Below are 17,601 nucleotides of genomic sequence, written 5' to 3'. Positions count from 1 at the left end.
CGGCCATCCGAATTTCATCCCCTGGTTGACCCGTCGGGTCTGCGGGCGCATCTAGCGCCCCGTCAGACGGCCGGGCGGTCGCGGCGGACTTCGCGTCCGTCGAGGAAAGTCCGGGCTCCACGGTGAAAAGGCGGCGGATAACTTCCGCCCGGGGCGACCCGAGGGATAGCGCCACAGAAAGCAAACCTCCGGCCTTGCGAGGCCGGTAAGGGTGAAAGGGTGGGGTAAGAGCCCACCGCGGACCTGGCGACAGGGACGGCATGGCAAGCCCCGCCTGGAGCAAGACCAAATAGGGACATCGCGCGGGTTCGCCCGCAGGGTTCACCGCCCTGGATGTCCGGGTAGGTCGCGAGAACCCGTCAGCAATGGCGGGTCCAGAGGAATGATCGTCGCCGCCTCCAGGCTTCGGTTTGGGGCGGAACAGAACCCGGCTTACAGGCCGTCTGACAAAATCTCTTTCTTGAGGGCCTGCCGGCTTTGGGCCTGCTTGGTCCGAACGCCGCCCTGGTCCGAGGGCGGATTATCCCCGCATTTCAGCGTTCCGACGTCCCGTTCAGGGGGTGGAGGCCGTTAACCCCTTATGCGTCCGCACAAGTTTAGAACGCCTCACAGCCTGTGAATACTTGAGATGTTCCATGTATGTTCTGATGTTTTGGCGCTGTCTGGCCCGTCAGACGTCAAAACATGGTTAAAACTTGGTCTCAATCCCATTGAGACCCATTTCATCCCATGCTATCCCAGGAGAATGATTTGGGGCTGAAAGGCGGGCGCGGCGGGCGTTCGTCAAGGCATCTAGGGACGGGCCGAAGGGTTCGATTGGGCAGGGCGTGTTTCTCTCGACCTATGAGAAGCAGCTGGACGGCAAGCGCCGTCTCCTGATCCCCAATGATTTCCGCACGGCGGAAAACGGCGCCGCCGGCGGCGTCTTCATCTTCCCCTCCATCGAGGCCGATTGTCTGGAGGCGGGCGGAGACCGCCTGTTCGCCGTCTATGCCGAGATGATCGAATCCCTGCCGTTCGGCTCCGAGGAACGCTCGGCCCTGGAGTGGCAGGTGATGGGCGAGCAGGTGCGCCTGGCCTACGATTCCGGCGGCCGCATCACCTTGCCGGAAAGTCTGTGCGCCGAGGCCGGTTTGGGCGACACCGTCGTCATCGTCGGCCTGAACGACCGCTTCCAGATCTGGTCGCGCGAGAAATGGGCGGCCCGTCGCGCCGAGCAGCGCGCCCTGGCCAAGGCTGGCATGGCCCAGATCGGCGCCCTGAAGCTGGCGGCCCAGATGAAGCTGGCGGGGGGCGGATCGTGACCGAAGCGCCCCCCGACTCGCCTCATGCGCCCGTCCTGTTGGCCGAGGTGATCGAGGCCCTGGCGCCCGCGCCTGGCGACGTCGTGATCGACGCCACCTTCGGCGCTGGCGGCTACACCCGCGCCATTCTGAAGACGGGCGCCCAGGTCATCGCCCTGGACCGCGATCCGACGGTCCAGCCGCACGCCGACGCCGTCGCCAACGATTTCCCGGGCCGGTTCCAACTGGTCCGCACGCCCTTTTCGGGCCTGGCCCAAGCCTTCGCAGGCAGTGCCTTCGCCGACAGCGGCGCGGCGCGGCTGGACGGCGCCGTCTTCGACATCGGCGTGTCGTCGATGCAGCTGGACCAGGCCGAGCGCGGCTTCTCCTTCATGCGCGACGGTCCGCTGGATATGCGTATGTCCGATGAGGGCGCGACCGCCGCCGACATCGTCAACACCTGGGACCACGGCCCCCTGGCCCACATCTTCAAACTGTATGGCGAGGAGCGTCAGTCGGGCCGCGTGGCCACCGCCATCCTGCGCCGCCGCGTCGAACGGCCCTTCACACGCACCCTGGACCTGGCCGAGGTCGTGGAAAAGGCCCTGGGCGGCCGTCGCGGCGCGCCGATCCATCCGGCGACGCGGGTGTTCCAGGCCCTGCGGATCGCCGTGAACGACGAACTGGGCGAGCTGGAGCGCGGGTTGGAGGCGGCTGAGGCGACCCTGGCGCCTGGCGGCCGTCTGGCCGTCGTCACCTTCCATTCGCTGGAAGACCGCATCGTCAAGGCTTTCCTGACCGAACGCACGGGCAATTCGCCCGCCGGGTCGCGCCACGCGCCCATCGCCGTCGATCCGCGCAAGCCCAGCTTCGCTCTTCAGTTCAAGGGCGCGCGCGAGGCGGGCGACGAAGAGCGCGCCGCCAATCCCCGCGCCCGTTCGGCCAAGCTGCGTGCGGCGGTCCGCACCGAGGCCCCGGCCTGGGGTCGGATCGACGGCCCGATCAGAGCAGGGGCGGCGGCATGACTACGGCGCCCTTCTTCACCTATTCCCGCACCGTTCTTCAGCGCCTGTTCGACTGGAAGGTCCGGGGCGTGCGGTGGGTCGACATCATCGGCGTCGGTCTGGTCGCGGTCATGATCGTCTCCGTCTATGCGGCCAAGGCGGCGGCGGCGCGCGAAAGCAGCCGCATCGCCCAGTTGGAGCGGGAGATTTACGACAACAATCAGCGCGTCCGCCTGCTGCGGGCCGAGGTCGCCCGGCTGGAGCAGCCCGCGCGGCTGGAGAACCTGTCGCGTCAGGCGGGTCTGGCGCCCACCGAGGTTCATCGTCAGGCCGAGGCGGGCGAACTGGCCCAGCTGAAGCCGGACGGGTCCAGGCCGGTCGCCGCCGCGCCTGCCGCCCCGTCGCCCGCCGTCAGCCCTGCTGTCGATGACGACGCCGCCGCCATGCCGGAGGCGCCGCGATGAGCGTTCAGGATCACCGTTATCACCGCCCGGCGCCCGGCGTGGACCTTCAGGGGCGGTTGTCGCCCTTCTGGCGCTGGCTGTCCGAACTGGTCTGGCGTCTGGAACACGGCTTCGAGCGCGCCCGCGCCGACGCCCGTCCGGAAGAAGACACCCGCGTCCGCATCTTCCTGATCCTGATCGTCTTTTCCTGCGTCTTTGCGGGCCTGGCGGTCGGCGCGTCGTACAAGGCCCTGTTCGCCCAGACGAACGGCCGCTGGTCCGGCGTCAATCCGAACGCCCTGGTGCGTGGCGATCTGACCGACCGCAACGGCGAACTGCTGGCGGCCAACATCGTCCACTACGGCCTCTACATCGACCCGGCCGAGATATGGGACCGCGACCTGGCCTTCACCCAGATTCGCCGCTCCCTGCCGCGCATCCAGCCGGCGCGCCTGCGCAAGGTGCTGAACGGCGATCGGCGCCTGATCGTGCTGAACGGCCTGACCCCGCAGGAAAAGGCGGCGGTGCACGCCCTGGCCCTGGGCGGCGTCGCCTTCGAGCCAGAGGATCGCCGCGCCTATCCTTTGGGAACCTCGGCCGTGCATCTGATCGGCGACGCCGATACGGGCGGGCAGGGGATTTCCGGCGCCGAACTGGCCTTCGACAACGAGATCCGCGCCGCCGGCGAACGGGGAGAAAGTTTCCCCCTGTCCATCGATCTGCGTGTCCAGGGCGTGCTGGAGAACGAGCTGGCCGCGGCCGCCATCAAGGCCCAGGCCAAGGGCGCGGTCGGCATCGTCACCGACGTCCAGACGGGCGAGGTCCTGGGCATGGCCAGCTGGCCGGCCTTCAGTCCCGCCGACCGGGCCGCGGCGCCCGAAGGCGCCACCCTGAACCGCGCCGTCGCGGCCCACTATGAAATGGGCTCGGTGTTCAAGAGCTTCACCGTCGCGGCTGGTCTGGACACGGGCCAGGCCGACATGAACACCCTGTTCGACGCCTCCCAGGCTTTCCAGATCGGCGACCGCAAGATCAAGGACTTCCACGCCCAGAACCGGGTCATGACGCTGGAAGAGGTCTATCTGCACTCGTCCAACATCGGCACGTCGCAACTGGCGCTGCAGATGGGGCCGAACACCATGCGCGACTATTTCCGTCGCCTGGGTCTGCTGAACGCCTCGACCGTGGAGTTGAAGGAATCGGCCCGGCCGGTGCTGCCGCGCCGCTGGGACAACTCGACCCTGGCCTCCCTGTCCTTCGGCTATGGCATCATGGTCACGCCGGCCCAGGTGATCCAGGCCATGGGCGCCCTGACCAACGGCGGGCGGATGATCCCTCTGACCCTGCGCAAGGGCGGTCTGCGCGGCGCCCCGACGCCGCAGGTGGTGACGGAAGACACCTCGCGCATCATGCTGGACCTGATGCGCCGCAACGTGGTCAACGGCTCGGGCGGCTTCGCCGATGCGCCGGGTCTGCGGGTGGGCGGCAAGACGGGTTCGGCCAACAAGCTGGTCAACGGCCATTACGACCCCAGCCACGCGGTCGGCTCCTTCGCGGCGGTCTTTCCGGTCGATGGTCCGCTCACGGCCAAACGCTACGCCATCCTGATCGTGATGGACGAGCCGGGCGCCTATCCCAAGACCGGCGCCTATGTCGCCGCCCCTGCCGTGCGCAACATCGCCGACCGCATCGCTGGCTTCCTGGGGGTGCAGCGCCACGGCGACCGCTGGCGCACCGTCACGGGCGAAAAGATTCCGCAGGCCGCCGCGCCGGCGGGAGGCGTCCAGTGAGCGCGCTTCACCTGTCCGATCTGCTGCGCCGCGACCTGTCCTCCGATCCGGTGATCACCGGCGTCACCGCCGACAGCCGCAAGGTCGCGCCCGGCGCCCTGTTCGTGGCCCTGCCGGGATCGGCCGCCGACGGCCGCGCCTTCATTCCCCAGGCCCTGGCGCAAGGGGCCGCCGCCGTCCTGGCCCCCGCCGACACGCCCGAGACCGCCGCCCCGGTCCTGGTCACGTCCGGGGACGTGCGCCGCGCCTACGCCATCGCCGCGCGCGGCTTCTACGGCGCCCAGCCCAAGACCTGCGTGGCCGTGACCGGCACCAACGGCAAGACCTCCGTGGCCGCCTTCTGTCGTCAGATCTGGGCCGCCCTGGGCCACCCGTCGGCCAGCATGGGCACCCTGGGCGTCGTCGGTCAGAAGGGCGACAAGACCTACGCCCTGACCGGCCCCGGCCTGACCAGCCCCGACGCTGCGGAGGCCGCCCGCCTGATGGCCGAACTGGCGCGCAGGGACGTGACCCACGTTGCGGTGGAGGCTTCGTCCCACGGCATCGACCAGCGCCGGCTGGACGGGGTGGCGCTGAAGGCCGCCGCCTTCACCAACCTGACCCAGGATCATCTGGACTATCACGGCACGATGGACAGCTATCGCGCCGCCAAGATGCGCCTGTTCGAGACCCTGCTGCCGCGCGGCCGCACCGCCGTGCTGAACGCCGATTCCGACGCCTATTCGACCTTCGCCTCGGCCTCGATCATGGCGGGCCTGGGCGTCTTCGGCGTGGGCCAGCGCGGGCGCGACCTGATGCTGATCGGCCGCCAGGCCACGCCGGAAGGCCAGCGCCTGACCCTGGACGTGCGCGGCGACGTGCGCGACATCCTGCTGCCGCTGGCCGGCGCCTTCCAGGCGTCGAACGCCCTGGTGGCGGCGGGCCTGTGCATCGCGGCGGGCGATCCGGCCGACGCCGTGATCGGCGCGCTGGAGGGGCTGACCGGCGCCCAGGGCCGGCTTCAGCGCATCGGCGCGGAGACCGGGCGCGGAGAGGTCTATGTCGACTACGCCCACACGCCCGACGGGCTGGAGACGGTGTTGACCGCCCTTCGTCCCCACGCCACGGGGCGGCTGATCGTGGTCTTCGGCGCCGGGGGCGACCGGGATCGCGGCAAGCGGCCCCTGATGGGCGCCATCGCCGGGCGTCTGGCCGACGTCGCCATCGTCACCGACGACAATCCGCGTTCCGAAGACCCCGCCGTCATCCGCGCCGAGGTCAGGGCCGGCTGCCCCGACGCGCTGGAGATCGGCGACCGTCATGCGGCCATCCACGCGGCCGTTGAAATGATGCGCGACGGAGATGTGGTCGTCGTCGCCGGAAAAGGGCATGAACAGGGTCAGATCGTCGACGGGACGACTCACCCCTTCGACGACGCCGCTGTCGCGTCCGAGGCCCTGTCCGTCCATGCCTGAACCCATCGCCCGCCCGCTCTGGACGGCCGCCGAAGTCGCCGCCGCCACGGGCGGCGTGCTGCATGGCGACGACCGCCCCATCGCGGGCGTGACCTACGACAGCCGCGAGATCGTCTCCGGCGACCTGTTCCTGGCGCTGAAGGGCGAACGTGACGGTCACGACTTCGCCGCCGGGGCCTTCGCCTCGGGCGCCGGCGCCGCCCTGGTCGAACGCCCGGTCGCAGGCGGGCCCTGCATCGTGGTTCCCGATACGCTGAAGGGGCTGCAGGCCCTGGGCGTCGCCGCCCGCGAACGCGCCCCCCAGGTCAAGCGCGCCGCCGTCACCGGCAGCGTCGGCAAGACCAGCGTGACCCAGGCCATCCGCGCCGGGCTGGACCTGGCCGGTCCCGCCCACGGCTCGATCAAGAGCTACAACAACCATATCGGCGTGCCCTTGACCCTGGCGCGGATGCCGGTCGAAACCCGGCGCGCCGTGTTCGAGATCGGCATGAACGCGCCGGGCGAGATCGCGCCCCTGTCGAAACTGGTCGCGCCCCACGCCGCCTGCGTCACCACCGTCGGCCCGGTCCATATCGAAGCCTTCGCCGACGGCGAGGCCGGGGTCGCGCGCGAAAAGGCGGCCATTTTTCAGGGCCTGATCCCTGGCGGTGCGGCCGTGTCCAATGGCGACGTGGCCTTCTCCGGGGTGCTGGGCGACGCGGCCAGGGCGGTGGGCGCGCGGCTGCTGACCTTCGGGACAGACGCCGGGCGCGACGCCCGCCTGCTGGACTTCCGACCCGACGCCGAGGGGGCCTCGGTCGCCGCCGAACTGTTCGGCCGTCGCATCGACTATCGCCTGGCCCAGTCGGGCGCCCACTGGGGGCTGAACAGTCTGTGCGTCCTTCTGATGCTGGACGCGCTGGACGTGCCGCTGGAGACGGGGCTTCAGGCCCTGGCCCGCTTCCAGCCCCTGGCCGGGCGGGGCCAGAGCCGCGTCGTCGCCATTCCCGGCGGGGCCTTCACCCTGATCGACGAAAGCTATAACGCCAATCCCCTGTCGATGACCGCCGGGTTTCGGTCGCTGGGCGCGCGCGCCGTCTCGGGCCGCCGCGTCGTGGTCCTGACCGACATGCTGGAACTGGGCGATCGCAGTCGCGCCTTGCACGAAGGGCTGGCCGGCCCCATCGCGGCGGCCGGACTGGACCTGGTTCACGCCGCCGGGCCGCAGCAGATGCGCTGGCTCTACGACGCCCTGCCGGCCTCGCGCCGGGGCCTGTGGCGCGCCACCGCCGCCGAACTGGCCGCCGAGGCGGCGCTGCTGGTCGCGCCCGACGACGTGGTCATGGTCAAGGGCTCCAACGGATCCAGGGCCTCGCTGGTGGCGAACGCCCTGGCCGGCCTGAACAGCGCCGAAAGCGCCCCCTCAAGCAGCGACGCGCCGCGCGCGGCGCGGTAGGGAAAAAAGATGTTCTACCTGCTCTATCTCTATTACGCCGATGTCGCGCACCAGTATCCGCTGCTGAACCTGATTCAGTATCAGACCGTCCGCACGGCCCTGGCCCTGGCGACGGCGGCCATCGTGGCCGTGGCCATGGGCAGCCGCTTCATCAACTGGATCCGCGCCAAACAGGGCCGAGGCCAGCCGATCCGCGACGACGGCCCGGTCAGCCACCTGTCGAAGGTCGGGACCCCGACCATGGGCGGGCTGATGATCCTGGCCGGGATCGGCGTCGCCGTCCTGCTGTGGGCGGACCTGACCAATCCCTACATCTGGATCGTGTCGGGGGTGACGGCGGCCTTCGGCGTCCTGGGCTTCATCGACGACTACGCCAAGGTGACGAAACAGACTTCGGCCGGCCTGACCTCGAAACAGAAGCTTCTGGCCCAAACGGTCGTCGCCGTGATCGCGGGCGTGCTGACGGTGCTTTGGATGACGGCCTCGCCCACCTCGCCGGGGCTTGAGACGTCCATCGCCTTCCCCTTCTTCAAGGCGGTCTTGCTCAATATCGGCTGGTTCTATGTGGCCTTCGCGGCCTTCACCATCGTCGGCTTCTCCAATGCGGTGAACCTGACCGACGGGCTTGACGGCCTGGCGACCGTGCCGGTCATGATGGCGGCGGGCGCGTTCGGGGTGATCAGCTACCTCTGCGGCAACTTCGTCTTCGCCCAGTATCTTCAGGTCCACCACGTTCCCGGCGCGGGCGAACTGGCCATCTTCTGCGCGGCCATGATCGGCGGGGGCGCGGGCTTCCTCTGGTACAACGCTCCGCCAGCCAAGATCTTCATGGGCGACACCGGCTCCCTGGCCCTGGGCGGGGCCTTGGGCGCCATCGCCGTCACCACCAAGCACGAACTGGTCCTGGGCATCGTCGGCGGCCTGTTCGTCATGGAGGCCGCCTCGGTCATGATCCAGGTCGGCTATTACAAGCTGACCAAGAAGCGCATCTTCCTGATGGCGCCGGTCCACCACCATTTCGAAAAGATGGGCTGGCCCGAATCCACCGTCGTCATCCGCTTCTGGATCATCGCCGGCGCCCTGGCCCTGCTGGGCCTGTCGACGCTGAAGCTGCGTTGATCCGATGATCGCCGTTCCCGGTTTCGAGGGCAGGCGGGTCGCGGTCTTCGGCCTGGGACGGTCGGGGATCACGGCCGCGCGCGCCCTTCTGGCCGGGGGCGCGATCCCGATCCTGTGGGACGACGGCGAGGCGGGCCGGGCGCAGGCGAAAAGCGAGGGCTTCACGGTCGATGACCTGGCCGCCGCCGACTGGTCCGACATCGCCGCCCTGGTCCTGTCGCCCGGCGCGCCCCTGACCCATCCCAAGCCGCACTGGACGGTCGAGCGCGCGCATCAGGCCGGCGTGCCGGTCCTCGGCGACATCGAACTGTTCGCCCGCGCCCTGGCCGCCCGGCCGAAGGATCAGCGGCCGCGCGTCGTCGCCGTCACCGGCACCAACGGCAAGTCCACCACCACCGCCCTGATCGGTTGGGTGCTGAAGTCGGCCGGCCTGACGGTCCATGTCGGCGGCAATATCGGCGTCGGCGTCCTGGCCCTGCCCGAACCGACGACCGACGCCGTCTATGTGATCGAGGTCTCCAGCTACCAGCTGGACCTGACCACGACCTTCGCCCCCGACGTGGCGATCCTGACCAACATCAGCCCCGACCACCTGGACCGGCACGGCGGGATGGAGGGCTATGTAAGGGCCAAGCGCCGGATATTCTCCAATCAGGCGCCCGATGCGGTGGCGCTGATCGGCGTGGACGAGGATTGGGGGCGGGGGATGGCGTCTGAACTGTCCCGGCGCGTGATCGCGGTTTCCACAGTCCCTTCTCCCCCGAGGGGAGAAGGCTATGTCGCGCAGGTCGGCGCTCTTTGGAAGGACGGCGAACGCATCGCCGACCTCACCCGCGCCCGCTCTCTGCCTGGCCGACACAACGCCCAGAACGCCGCCTTCGCCTATGCCGCCGCCCGCGCCCTGGGCGTATCGCACGACGCCGCCGTCGCCGGCCTGCTGTCCTTTCCCGGCCTGGCGCACCGGATGGAGGCGGTGGCCCAGATCGGTTCCGTCCGCTTCATCAACGATTCCAAGGCCACCAACGCCGACGCCGCACGTCAGGCCCTGGCGTCCTACCCTTCCGTCTTCTGGATCGCCGGCGGCGTGCCCAAGGCGGGCGGGATCGACGATCTGGCCGACCTCTTCCCGCGCGTCGCCAGGGCCTATCTGATCGGACAGGCGGCCGACGCCTTCGCTGCGACCCTGTCGGCGAACGGGGTCCCCCACGTCCTTTCCCGCACCCTTGAGGCCGCCGTCTCCGCCGCAGCCGACGATGCGGCCGCCGCCGTCGGGGATCGGATCGTCCTGCTGTCGCCCGCCTGCGCCAGCTTCGATCAGTTCGCCGATTTCGAGGCGCGGGGCGAGGCGTTCCGCGCCGCCGTCCTGGCCCTCGGCGCCGTCCCGGAAACCGCGTCATGAGCGCCCATTACACCCCCGCCTTCTCCCGCAATGACCAGAGCCTGATCGCCCGCTGGTTCTGGACGGTGGATCGCGGCCTTTTGGGCGCGGCCCTGGCCCTGATGGGCCTGGGGGTGTCGCTCAGCTTCGCCTCCAGCCCGGCGGCCATTCTGGCGGACGAATCGATCACCGACCCCTTCCACTATTCCTGGCGCATGATCGTCTTCGCCGGAGCGGGTCTGACGATCATGCTGACCACCTCCCTGATGTCGCCGCGCGGCGTGCGGCGCATCGCCGTCCTGGCCCTGTTCGGCGCCATCGTCGTGATGGCGGCCCTGCCGTTCATCGGCGACACGGTGAAGGGCGCCGCCCGCTGGGTGAACCTGGGGCCGTTCAGCCTTCAGCCCAGCGAATTCGCCAAGCCCGGCCTGATCGTCTTCGCCGCCTGGATGTTCGCCGAGGCGCAGAAGGGCCAGGGGGTGCCCGGCGTCACCATCGCCTTCGGCTTCTACGCCCTGACGGTCTGCCTGCTGCTGATCCAGCCCGACATCGGCCAGACCCTTCTGATCACCACCACCTTCATGGCCGTCTTCTTCATGGCCGGCGTGCCGTTCAAATGGATGGCGGTGCTGGCCAGCCTGGGCATGGCGGGGCTGGTGTCGCTGTATTTCGTCTTCGGCCATATGCGCGACCGCCTCAGCCGCTTCTTCTCGCCCGAGACCACCGACACCCACCAGATCGACAGCGCCGCCGAGGCCATTCGCGCCGGCGGCCTGCTGGGCCGCGGGGTGGGCGAGGGGGTGATGAAGCGTCGCGTGCCCGACCTGCACACCGACTTCATCTATTCCGTCGGCGCCGAGGAGTTCGGCTTGATCCTCAGCCTGATCATGATCGGCCTGTACGCCTTCATCGTGGTGCGGGGCATGCGCCGGGCCATGAAGCTGACCGACCCGTTCGAACAGACGGCGGCGGCGGGCCTGTTCATGCTGATCGGGCTTCAGGCCTGCATCAATGTCGCGGTGAACCTGAACCTGATCCCGACCAAGGGCATGACCCTGCCGTTCGTCAGCTATGGCGGCTCGTCCATGTTGGCCATGTGCCTGACCATGGGCTTCGCCCTGGCCCTGACGCGGCGTCGGCCCGGCGCCTACGAACCCGGCGCCAGCCTGACGACGGGCCGGCGCGTATTTTGACGGACGAAATCCGGCTGAAACAATGGGTTGAGGGCTGCGTCCGGCGATCTTCCTAGCGCCGCCCCGAACCGTGCCATGCTGGGGGCTGGATCTTCCGATCGGACAAATCAGACTGTTCGGACTGTTCGGACTGTTCGGACTGTTCGGACTGTTCGGACTATTCGGACTATTCGGACTCTCTTTTTTCCATCCGCCGTCCCGGCGTCGGACAAATCGGACTATTCAGACGCTGTTTTTCCCGGAGGCCCCATGTCCAAACTCTGCGTCCTCGCCGCCGGCGGCACCGGCGGCCATATGTTCCCGGCCGAGGCCCTGGCGCGGGAACTGGCGGCGCGGGGTTGGCGGGTGGTTCTGGCCACCGATCGGCGGGGCGAGCAGTACGCCCACGCCTTTCCGGCCGAGGAGCGGCTGGCCCTGGACGCCGCCACCGGGTCCGGCCCTGTCGGCCTGGTCAAGGCGGGCGTCGCCATCCTCAAGGGCGTGATGCAGGCGCGGACCGCTTTCGACCGGCTGGGCGCCGATGTCGTCGTGGGCTTCGGCGGCTATCCGTCCGCCCCGGCCCTGGTCGCGGCGGTGACGGCGGGCCGCCCGACCGTGATCCATGAGCAGAACGCGGTCCTGGGTCGAACCAACCGCATCCTGGCTCCGTATGTGCGCCAGGTCGCCTCGTCCTTTCCGACGCTTGAGCGCGCGCCGCAGAAGGTCCAGGGCCGGTCCCACGTCGTCGGTTCGCCCGTGCGGGCCGACATTCGCGCCCTGTTCGACCGGCCCTATGTCGCGCCCGACGGCGACGGCCCGATCCACGTCCTGGTGACGGGCGGCAGCCAGGGCGCCCGCATCCTGTCGGAGACCACGCCCCGTGCGCTCGCGGCCCTGCCCGAAGCCTTGCGTCGCCGCCTGCGCGTGCAGCAGCAGTCGCGGCCCGAGACGCTGGAGGCCGCCCGCCAGATCTATCTGGAGGCGGGCGTTCAGGCCGAGGTCGCGCCCTTCTTCCGCGACATGGCCCAGCGCCTGTCGAAGGCCCATCTGGTGGTCGGCCGCTCCGGCGCCTCGACCTGCGCCGAACTGGCGGTCGCGGCCCTGCCGTCGATCCTGGTCCCGCTGAAGATCGCCACCGACGACCACCAGCGTCTGAACGCCAAGGCCCTGACCGACGCGGGCGCGGCCGAGGTGCTCCTGGAGGACGACCTGACGGTCGAAAGCCTGACCGCCGTTCTGGAGCGCGTCCTGTCCGACCCGGCCCGCCTGTCGGCCATGTCGGCGGCCGCCCGCTCCGTCGCCATCCCCGACGCCGCCCAGCGTCTGGCCGACCTGGTCGAGACGACGGCGGGGCGCTCATAATGTCTCCTTCCCACATCGTGGGGAGGGGCGCGCGCGAAGCGTGGTGGAAGGGCTCTGGACGCCTCACAGACGTCTGCGATACCTTGAAGAACCCCTCCGTCACGACGCCAAGAGGCGTCGCGCCACCTCCCCGTCGCCTTGCGACAGGGAGGCGACCTCAACCGCAACGGCCCTGAGGCGTTAGAGATCGATGCCCCCCGAGATCATCGCCCTGACCCGCCACGTCCGCGCCCTGTGGCATCGGTTCGAATGGCTGCCCGAATGGGCCGTGATCGGCCTGGTGCTGCTGGTCTTCGTCGGCGGCGGCTGGCTTACGCACAAGTTCGTCTTCGGCGTCCTGCGCCGCATCGTGCGCGACAAGGACGTCTTCTGGCGCGGAGTGGTCGAGCGGGCGCGGGTCAAGCTGCGGGTCCTCATCATCATCATGGGCGTCGGCATCGGCGTGACCGTCTCGCCGATGGATCCCGCCCCGTCCCAGGACATCCGCGACGTCCTGCTGTTCCTGTTCATCCTGACCCTGGGCTGGCTGGCCTCGGGGGTGCTCGACATGTGGTCGGTCATGCACCTCAAGCGGTACAACGTCGCCGTCGAGGACAATCTGCTGGCCCGTAAACACCTGACCCAGACCCGCATCCTGCAGCGGGTGGCCAAGGTGATCCTGTTCATCGTCACGGTCGGCCTGGCCCTGATGACCATTTCGGGCTTCCGACAGTGGGGGGTCAGCCTCTTGGCCTCGGCCGGGGTGGTCGGCATCATCGCCGGCCTGGCGCTTCAGCCCATCCTGACCAATATGGTCGCGGGCATCCAGATCGCCCTGACCCAGCCGATCCGCATCGACGACGCCGTCATCGTGGAGAAGGAGTGGGGCAATGTGGAGGAGATCACCGCCACCTATGTCGTCGTGCGGCTGTGGGACTGGCGGCGGATGGTCCTGCCGCTCAGCTACTTCATCACCACGCCCTTCCAGAACTGGACGCGCGAGAACGCCCGCCTGATCGGCACGGCCTTCTTCTATGTGGACTACGAGGCGCCCATCGACCGGCTGCGCGAGGCGTTCGAGAGGATCGTCAAATCTTCGAAGCTGTGGGACGGCGACGTGCAGGTGATGCAGGTCACGGACATCACCGAACGGGTCCTTCAGGTCCGCTGCCTGGCCAGCGCCCGCTCCGCCCCCGTCGCCTTCGATCTGCGCTGCGAAATCCGCGAAAAGCTGATGGCCTTCATGCGGGACGAATGCCGCGAAGCCCTGCCGCGCGACCGCCTGGAATGGCCGCAAGGGTCGGACAAGCCCGCCGAGGGGGCGGTCAGTCCGCCAGCGCCCTTTGTCCCTGGCTGATGGCCTGTTCCAGCGTCAACGTCTCGGCCGGCCGCTCGTCCCCGCAGGCGATGGCCAGCAGCTCCGCCGCATCACCGCCCGGCGCGGCGTCATAGGCCGGGGCGGCGTCCGGGGTCGCCGGCCCTTCCGTCCCGTCCGCCTTCAAAGAGGAGAAGTCCAACCGATCCGCCGTCCTCGCCCGACAATCGAACGCCCACCGCGACCAGCCCCCGACATAGGTCACGTCTCCAACCTTGAACCCGGCCTCGGTCACCTGCAGCTCCCGCATCCGCGCGGTGTCGCCGTCGCGTTCGATGGAGGCCACATCGGCATAGATGGCGAACCGGCCCACGCCCGTCGGCACGAGGGCGGGGTCGCTTAGGGCCAGCAGCAGGGCGATCATGCCACTAACGTCTCCGCCTGTTTCAGGTCCACGCTGACCAGCTGGCTCATGCCGCGTTCGGGCATGGTGACGCCGTAGAGGCGGTCCATCCGGCTCATGGTCACGGGGTTGTGGGTGATGACGATGAAGCGGGTGTCGGTGCGGCTGCGCATCTCGTGCAGCATCCGGCAGAAGCGGTCCACGTTGGCGTCGTCCAGCGGGGCGTCCACCTCGTCCAGCACGCAGACGGGGGCCGGGTTGGCCAGGAAGACGCCGAAGATCAGGGCCGCCGCCGTCAGGGCCTGTTCGCCGCCCGACATCAGGCTCATGACCGACAGCCGCTTGCCGGGCGGGCAGGCGTAGATCTCCAGCCCCGCCTCCAGCGGGTCGTCCGACTCGACCAGCTTCAGCTCGGCCTGACCGCCGCCGAACAGGGCCTCGAACAGGGTCTTGAAGTTGGTGTTGATGACGTCGAAGGCGGCGACCAGCCGCTCACGCCCCTCGGCGTTCAGCTCGTCGATGCCGTCACGCAGCTTGGCGATGGCCTGGGTCAGGTCGATGCGCTCGGACTTCATGCTGTTCAGCCGTTCGCCGTATTCGACCGCCTCGTCCTCGGCGCGCAGGTTGACGGCGCCCAGGGCCTCGCGTTCGCGCTCAAGGCCGAACAGCAGGCTCTCGGCCCCGGCGGCGTCGGGGGGGCGGGCGATGGCGTCGTCGGTCAGCTTCTGGCCCAGCTCCTGCGGCGACATCTGCGCCGTCTCGCGCAGGGTGGCCTCGGCCTCGGTCAGTTTCTCGGCGGCGGCTTCCGACCGGGCGGCCAGACCGGCGCGGGCCTCGCGGGCCTGAGCGGCGGCGGCGTCGGCGGCGCGGCTGGCGCGGTCGGCGTCGCCCGCCGCCGTGTCGGCCGTGGCCATGGCGTCGGACGCAGCCTGTTTGCGCTGTTCGGCGGCGGTCAAGGTGTCCAGCAGCTTGCCGCGCTGTTCGGCGAAGCCCTGTGGCGCGACCTCGGCCTGTTTCAGCAGGGCGGCGGTCTTGTCGGCGTCCCTGGCCAGGGCGGCGATGCGGGCCGCGCTGTCCTTTGAACGGCTGAGCCAGCCGTCGCGGGCGCGGGTCAGCCCGCCCAGGCGCTGCTCGCGGCTCTGACGATCGCGGGCTTCGGCGTCGCGGTCGGAGCGGGCGGTCTGGGCGGCGGCGCGAGCCGCGTCGGCGGCGGCGCGGGCGGCGGTCAGCTCCTCGCGCAGACCGGCGACGGTTTCGGACGGGGCGTCGGTGGTCAGTGCGGCGTCCAGAGCCGCCTTGGCCTCTGCCACCTCGGCCTCCAGCCGGGTCACGGTGTCGTCCAGAGCCTGGGCGCGCGCCTCGCGCCGGGCCTGTTGGCGGGCCAGATTCTCGACCCGGTCGCGGGCGGCGGTCGCGGCCTTGTCGGCGGCGAAGGGTTTGAGGCGGGCAGCCTTCACGTCCTCCTCGGCGGCCCGGAAAGCCTCGGTGGCGGCCCTCTGGGCCGCCTGCGCCTGATCCAGGGCCGGTTTGCCCTTGTCGATCTCGGCTTCCAGCTCGGCCAGCCGCGTGCGCTGGGCCAGGCGGACGGCGGCGGGGCGGGGCGCCTCGGCGCGGCTGACGAAACCGTCCCAGCGATAGAGGTCGCCCTCGGTCGTCACCAGGCGGGCGCCGATGGGCAGGGCCTGGGCCAGGCGCGCGGCCTCGGCCCTGAGTGCGACGCCGCACAGGGCCAGGCGGGCGGCCAGTTGATCCGGCGCCTGCACATGGGCCGACAGGGGTTCGATCCCTGCGGGCCAGGTCGGGTTCGGCGCATCGGCCCCGCCCCAATAGGCGGCGGCCTTCGCGTCCAGCGCCGCGTCCAGATCGTCGCCCAGGGCGGCGGCGAGAGCGGCCTCGTAGCCCTTGTCGGCGCGCACCTTGTCCAAGGCGGGCGGGTGGTCCCGTTTGCCGGTGACCAGCAGCTGGGCCAGCCCCCGCGCCTCGGTCTGGAGCCGCCCCAGACGGTCCTCGGCGGCGCGGGCGGCGGTGCGGGCCTCCTGCTCGGCGCGGGCCAGATCGGCGCGGGCGGCCTCGGCGGCCTCCACCGCCTCGCGGGCGGCCGCCAGTTCGGCCTGGGCGGTCTCCAGAGCCTGACGGGCGGCCTCCAGTTCAGGCGTTTCCAGCGGCCCCAGGGCTTCGCGTTCGCGCCTGGCCTGATCGTATTGGCCGGTCACGCGCGCAAGCCGGGCCTCGGCGTCGCGCTTTCTGGCCGTTTCGGCGGCGGCGCGGGCCTCCACGGCGGCGAGCGTCCCGGCCAGACGTTCGACCTCGGCGTCAGCGGCCTTGCGCGCGTCCTCGGCGGTCAGCAGCGCGTTGTCCAATTCGGGGCCGCGTTCGGGGGCGGCGGCGATCTCGGCCGTCAGCCGGGTCAGTTCGTGATCCAGCCGTTCCAGTTCGCGCCGGGCGTCGGCGGCCATGGCGTCCTCGCGCGCGGCGTCGGCGGCGATGCGGGCGGCCTCGGCCTTCAGGCGGTCCACCTCGGCGCGGGCGGCCTGTTCGGCCATGTCCAGCCGGTCCCGCTCCAGGCTGGCGCGGTGCAACAGGGCGGAGGCGACGGCGTCCTCCTCGCGCGCGGGCTTCAAAGCCTCCTGGGCGGCCAGGGCGGCGGTCTGGGCGGCGGCGGCGGCGGTCGTGGTTTCGGCGACGGCGGCGTCGGCCGCGCGCAGTTCGGCGGCGGCGGCCTCTGCGGCCAGACGCGCGTCATTCCAGCGGACGTAGAGAAGGGCCGCCTGAAGGGCGCGGATCTCGGCCGAGATCTTCTTGTATTTTTCCGCCTGACGCGCCTCGCGCTTCAGCCGGTTCAGCGCCGTCTCCAGCTCGCGGCCGATGTCGTCCAGCCGGTCCAGATTGGTCTCGGCCGCCTTCAGCCTCAGCTCGGCCTCATGCCGGCGGGTGTGCAGGCCGGCGACGCCGCCCGCCTCTTCCAGGATGCGGCGGCGGTTCTGGGGCTTGGCGGCGATCAGTTCGGAAATCTGGCCCTGACGCACCAGGGCGGGGGAGTTGGCGCCGGTCGAGGCGTCGGCGAACAGCAGCTGGACGTCGCGCGCGCGCACCTCCTTGCCGTTGATGCGGTAGGTCGAGCCCTGGCCCCGGTCGATGCGGCGCGACACCTCCAGCATCGGGCTGTCGGTGAAGGGCTGGGGCGCGCGGCGGGCCGCGTTATCGATGGTCAGGCTGACTTCGGCGTGGCTGCGCGGAGGTCGCCCGGCGGCGCCCGCGAAGATCACGTCGTCCATGCCCTGGCCGCGCATGGCCTTGGCCGAGTTGGCGCCCATGACCCAGCGCAGGCTTTCCAGAACATTGGACTTGCCGCAGCCGTTGGGGCCGACCACGCCGGTCAGGCCGGATTCGATGTGCACCTCGGCCGGGTCGACGAACGACTTGAAACCGACCAGCCGGAGACGCTGAAACTGCATCGCCTAGCG

Annotated in this window: 14 protein-coding genes and 1 other RNA gene; 12 read left to right on the top strand and 3 right to left on the bottom strand. The window is 70.1% G+C overall.

The features are described 5' to 3' along the window. Positions 1 to 62: 62 nt before the first annotated feature. Positions 63 to 451: RNase P RNA component class A (gene rnpB / locus QE389_RS06840), an RNA gene on the top strand. Between the two features lie 537 nt (positions 452 to 988). On the opposite strand, the gene QE389_RS14645 is transcribed toward rnpB, so the two are convergent. Next, positions 989 to 1,057, bottom strand: coding sequence for a hypothetical protein (locus QE389_RS14645; protein ID WP_353781517.1), 69 nt, complete (start codon positions 1,055 to 1,057; stop codon positions 989 to 991). Between QE389_RS14645 and QE389_RS14640 the strand changes: the two genes are divergently transcribed. The 11 genes from QE389_RS14640 (at position 1,056) to QE389_RS06785 (ending at position 13,776) form a co-directional block, all read left to right on the top strand. Beyond that, positions 1,056 to 1,304 carry a division/cell wall cluster transcriptional repressor MraZ gene (locus QE389_RS14640; RefSeq protein WP_373458341.1) on the top strand — a complete coding sequence of 83 codons (249 nt, stop codon included), beginning with the start codon at positions 1,056 to 1,058 and terminating at the stop codon, positions 1,302 to 1,304. The genes QE389_RS14645 and QE389_RS14640 overlap by 2 nt on opposite strands. Further along, the gene (gene rsmH, locus QE389_RS06830) at positions 1,301 to 2,308 is read left to right on the top strand and encodes a 16S rRNA (cytosine(1402)-N(4))-methyltransferase RsmH (protein WP_307365707.1); all 1,008 of its coding nucleotides are present in this window, start codon (positions 1,301 to 1,303) and stop codon (positions 2,306 to 2,308) included. The genes QE389_RS14640 and rsmH overlap by 4 nt, the downstream gene beginning before the upstream one ends. Then, positions 2,305 to 2,751: a cell division protein gene (locus QE389_RS06825; RefSeq protein ID WP_307365706.1), complete on the top strand. Its 447-nt coding sequence runs from the start codon at positions 2,305 to 2,307 to the stop codon at positions 2,749 to 2,751. Before rsmH ends, QE389_RS06825 begins: the two co-directional genes overlap by 4 nt. Next, positions 2,748 to 4,520, top strand: coding sequence for a penicillin-binding protein 2 (locus QE389_RS06820; RefSeq protein WP_307365704.1), 1,773 nt, complete (start codon positions 2,748 to 2,750; stop codon positions 4,518 to 4,520). Before QE389_RS06825 ends, QE389_RS06820 begins: the two co-directional genes overlap by 4 nt. Continuing rightward, the gene (locus tag QE389_RS06815; RefSeq protein ID WP_307365702.1) at positions 4,517 to 5,974 is read left to right on the top strand and encodes a UDP-N-acetylmuramoyl-L-alanyl-D-glutamate--2,6-diaminopimelate ligase; all 1,458 of its coding nucleotides are present in this window, start codon (positions 4,517 to 4,519) and stop codon (positions 5,972 to 5,974) included. The genes QE389_RS06820 and QE389_RS06815 overlap by 4 nt, the downstream gene beginning before the upstream one ends. Further along, positions 5,967 to 7,409, top strand: a complete 1,443-nt coding sequence (murF, locus tag QE389_RS06810) for a UDP-N-acetylmuramoyl-tripeptide--D-alanyl-D-alanine ligase (RefSeq protein ID WP_307365700.1) — start codon at positions 5,967 to 5,969, stop codon at positions 7,407 to 7,409. The genes QE389_RS06815 and murF overlap by 8 nt, the downstream gene beginning before the upstream one ends. A gap of 9 nt (positions 7,410 to 7,418) precedes the next feature. Continuing rightward, entirely contained in the window at positions 7,419 to 8,528 is a 1,110-nt protein-coding gene (mraY, locus tag QE389_RS06805) for a phospho-N-acetylmuramoyl-pentapeptide-transferase (protein ID WP_307365698.1), read from the top strand. Positions 8,529 to 8,532: 4 nt separating this feature from the next. Next, the gene (murD, locus tag QE389_RS06800; protein ID WP_307365695.1) at positions 8,533 to 9,927 is read left to right on the top strand and encodes a UDP-N-acetylmuramoyl-L-alanine--D-glutamate ligase; all 1,395 of its coding nucleotides are present in this window, start codon (positions 8,533 to 8,535) and stop codon (positions 9,925 to 9,927) included. Continuing rightward, positions 9,924 to 11,099 (top strand): putative lipid II flippase FtsW, encoded by a 1,176-nt coding sequence (gene ftsW / locus QE389_RS06795; RefSeq protein WP_307365693.1) that lies wholly within the window; start codon positions 9,924 to 9,926, stop codon positions 11,097 to 11,099. Before murD ends, ftsW begins: the two co-directional genes overlap by 4 nt. Before the next feature lie 249 nt (positions 11,100 to 11,348). Further along, complete coding sequence (murG, locus tag QE389_RS06790; protein WP_307365691.1) at positions 11,349 to 12,440, top strand: undecaprenyldiphospho-muramoylpentapeptide beta-N-acetylglucosaminyltransferase; 1,092 nt, start codon at positions 11,349 to 11,351, stop codon at positions 12,438 to 12,440. Positions 12,441 to 12,630: 190 nt separating this feature from the next. Then, positions 12,631 to 13,776 carry a mechanosensitive ion channel family protein gene (locus QE389_RS06785; RefSeq protein WP_307365689.1) on the top strand — a complete coding sequence of 382 codons (1,146 nt, stop codon included), beginning with the start codon at positions 12,631 to 12,633 and terminating at the stop codon, positions 13,774 to 13,776. Here the strand turns inward: QE389_RS06785 and QE389_RS06780 are convergent. Together QE389_RS06780 and smc are read right to left on the bottom strand one after the other, a co-directional pair. Then, positions 13,745 to 14,158 carry a surface-adhesin E family protein gene (locus tag QE389_RS06780; protein WP_307365687.1) on the bottom strand — a complete coding sequence of 138 codons (414 nt, stop codon included), beginning with the start codon at positions 14,156 to 14,158 and terminating at the stop codon, positions 13,745 to 13,747. The genes QE389_RS06785 and QE389_RS06780 overlap by 32 nt on opposite strands. Next, complete coding sequence (gene smc, locus QE389_RS06775) at positions 14,155 to 17,592, bottom strand: chromosome segregation protein SMC (RefSeq protein ID WP_307365685.1); 3,438 nt, start codon at positions 17,590 to 17,592, stop codon at positions 14,155 to 14,157. Before smc ends, QE389_RS06780 begins: the two co-directional genes overlap by 4 nt. Between the last annotated feature and the right edge of the window lie 9 nt (positions 17,593 to 17,601).

Source organism: Brevundimonas sp. SORGH_AS_0993 (assembly GCF_030818545.1).
Lineage (GTDB): Bacteria > Pseudomonadota > Alphaproteobacteria > Caulobacterales > Caulobacteraceae > Brevundimonas.
This window is presented reverse-complemented; position numbering and strand designations above follow the sequence as displayed.

Coding starts and splice junctions, on each gene's coding strand:
- QE389_RS14640 (WP_373458341.1), top strand. CDS start 1,056: ATGGGCGAGCAGGTGCGCCTGGCCTACGATTCCGGCGGCCGCATCACC.
- QE389_RS06825 (WP_307365706.1), top strand. CDS start 2,305: ATGACTACGGCGCCCTTCTTCACCTATTCCCGCACCGTTCTTCAGCGC.
- QE389_RS06820 (WP_307365704.1), top strand. CDS start 2,748: ATGAGCGTTCAGGATCACCGTTATCACCGCCCGGCGCCCGGCGTGGAC.
- murF (WP_307365700.1), top strand. CDS start 5,967: ATGCCTGAACCCATCGCCCGCCCGCTCTGGACGGCCGCCGAAGTCGCC.
- mraY (WP_307365698.1), top strand. CDS start 7,419: ATGTTCTACCTGCTCTATCTCTATTACGCCGATGTCGCGCACCAGTAT.
- murD (WP_307365695.1), top strand. CDS start 8,533: ATGATCGCCGTTCCCGGTTTCGAGGGCAGGCGGGTCGCGGTCTTCGGC.
- ftsW (WP_307365693.1), top strand. CDS start 9,924: ATGAGCGCCCATTACACCCCCGCCTTCTCCCGCAATGACCAGAGCCTG.
- murG (WP_307365691.1), top strand. CDS start 11,349: ATGTCCAAACTCTGCGTCCTCGCCGCCGGCGGCACCGGCGGCCATATG.
- QE389_RS06785 (WP_307365689.1), top strand. CDS start 12,631: ATGCCCCCCGAGATCATCGCCCTGACCCGCCACGTCCGCGCCCTGTGG.
- QE389_RS06780 (WP_307365687.1), bottom strand. CDS start 14,158: ATGATCGCCCTGCTGCTGGCCCTAAGCGACCCCGCCCTCGTGCCGACG.
- smc (WP_307365685.1), bottom strand. CDS start 17,592: ATGCAGTTTCAGCGTCTCCGGCTGGTCGGTTTCAAGTCGTTCGTCGAC.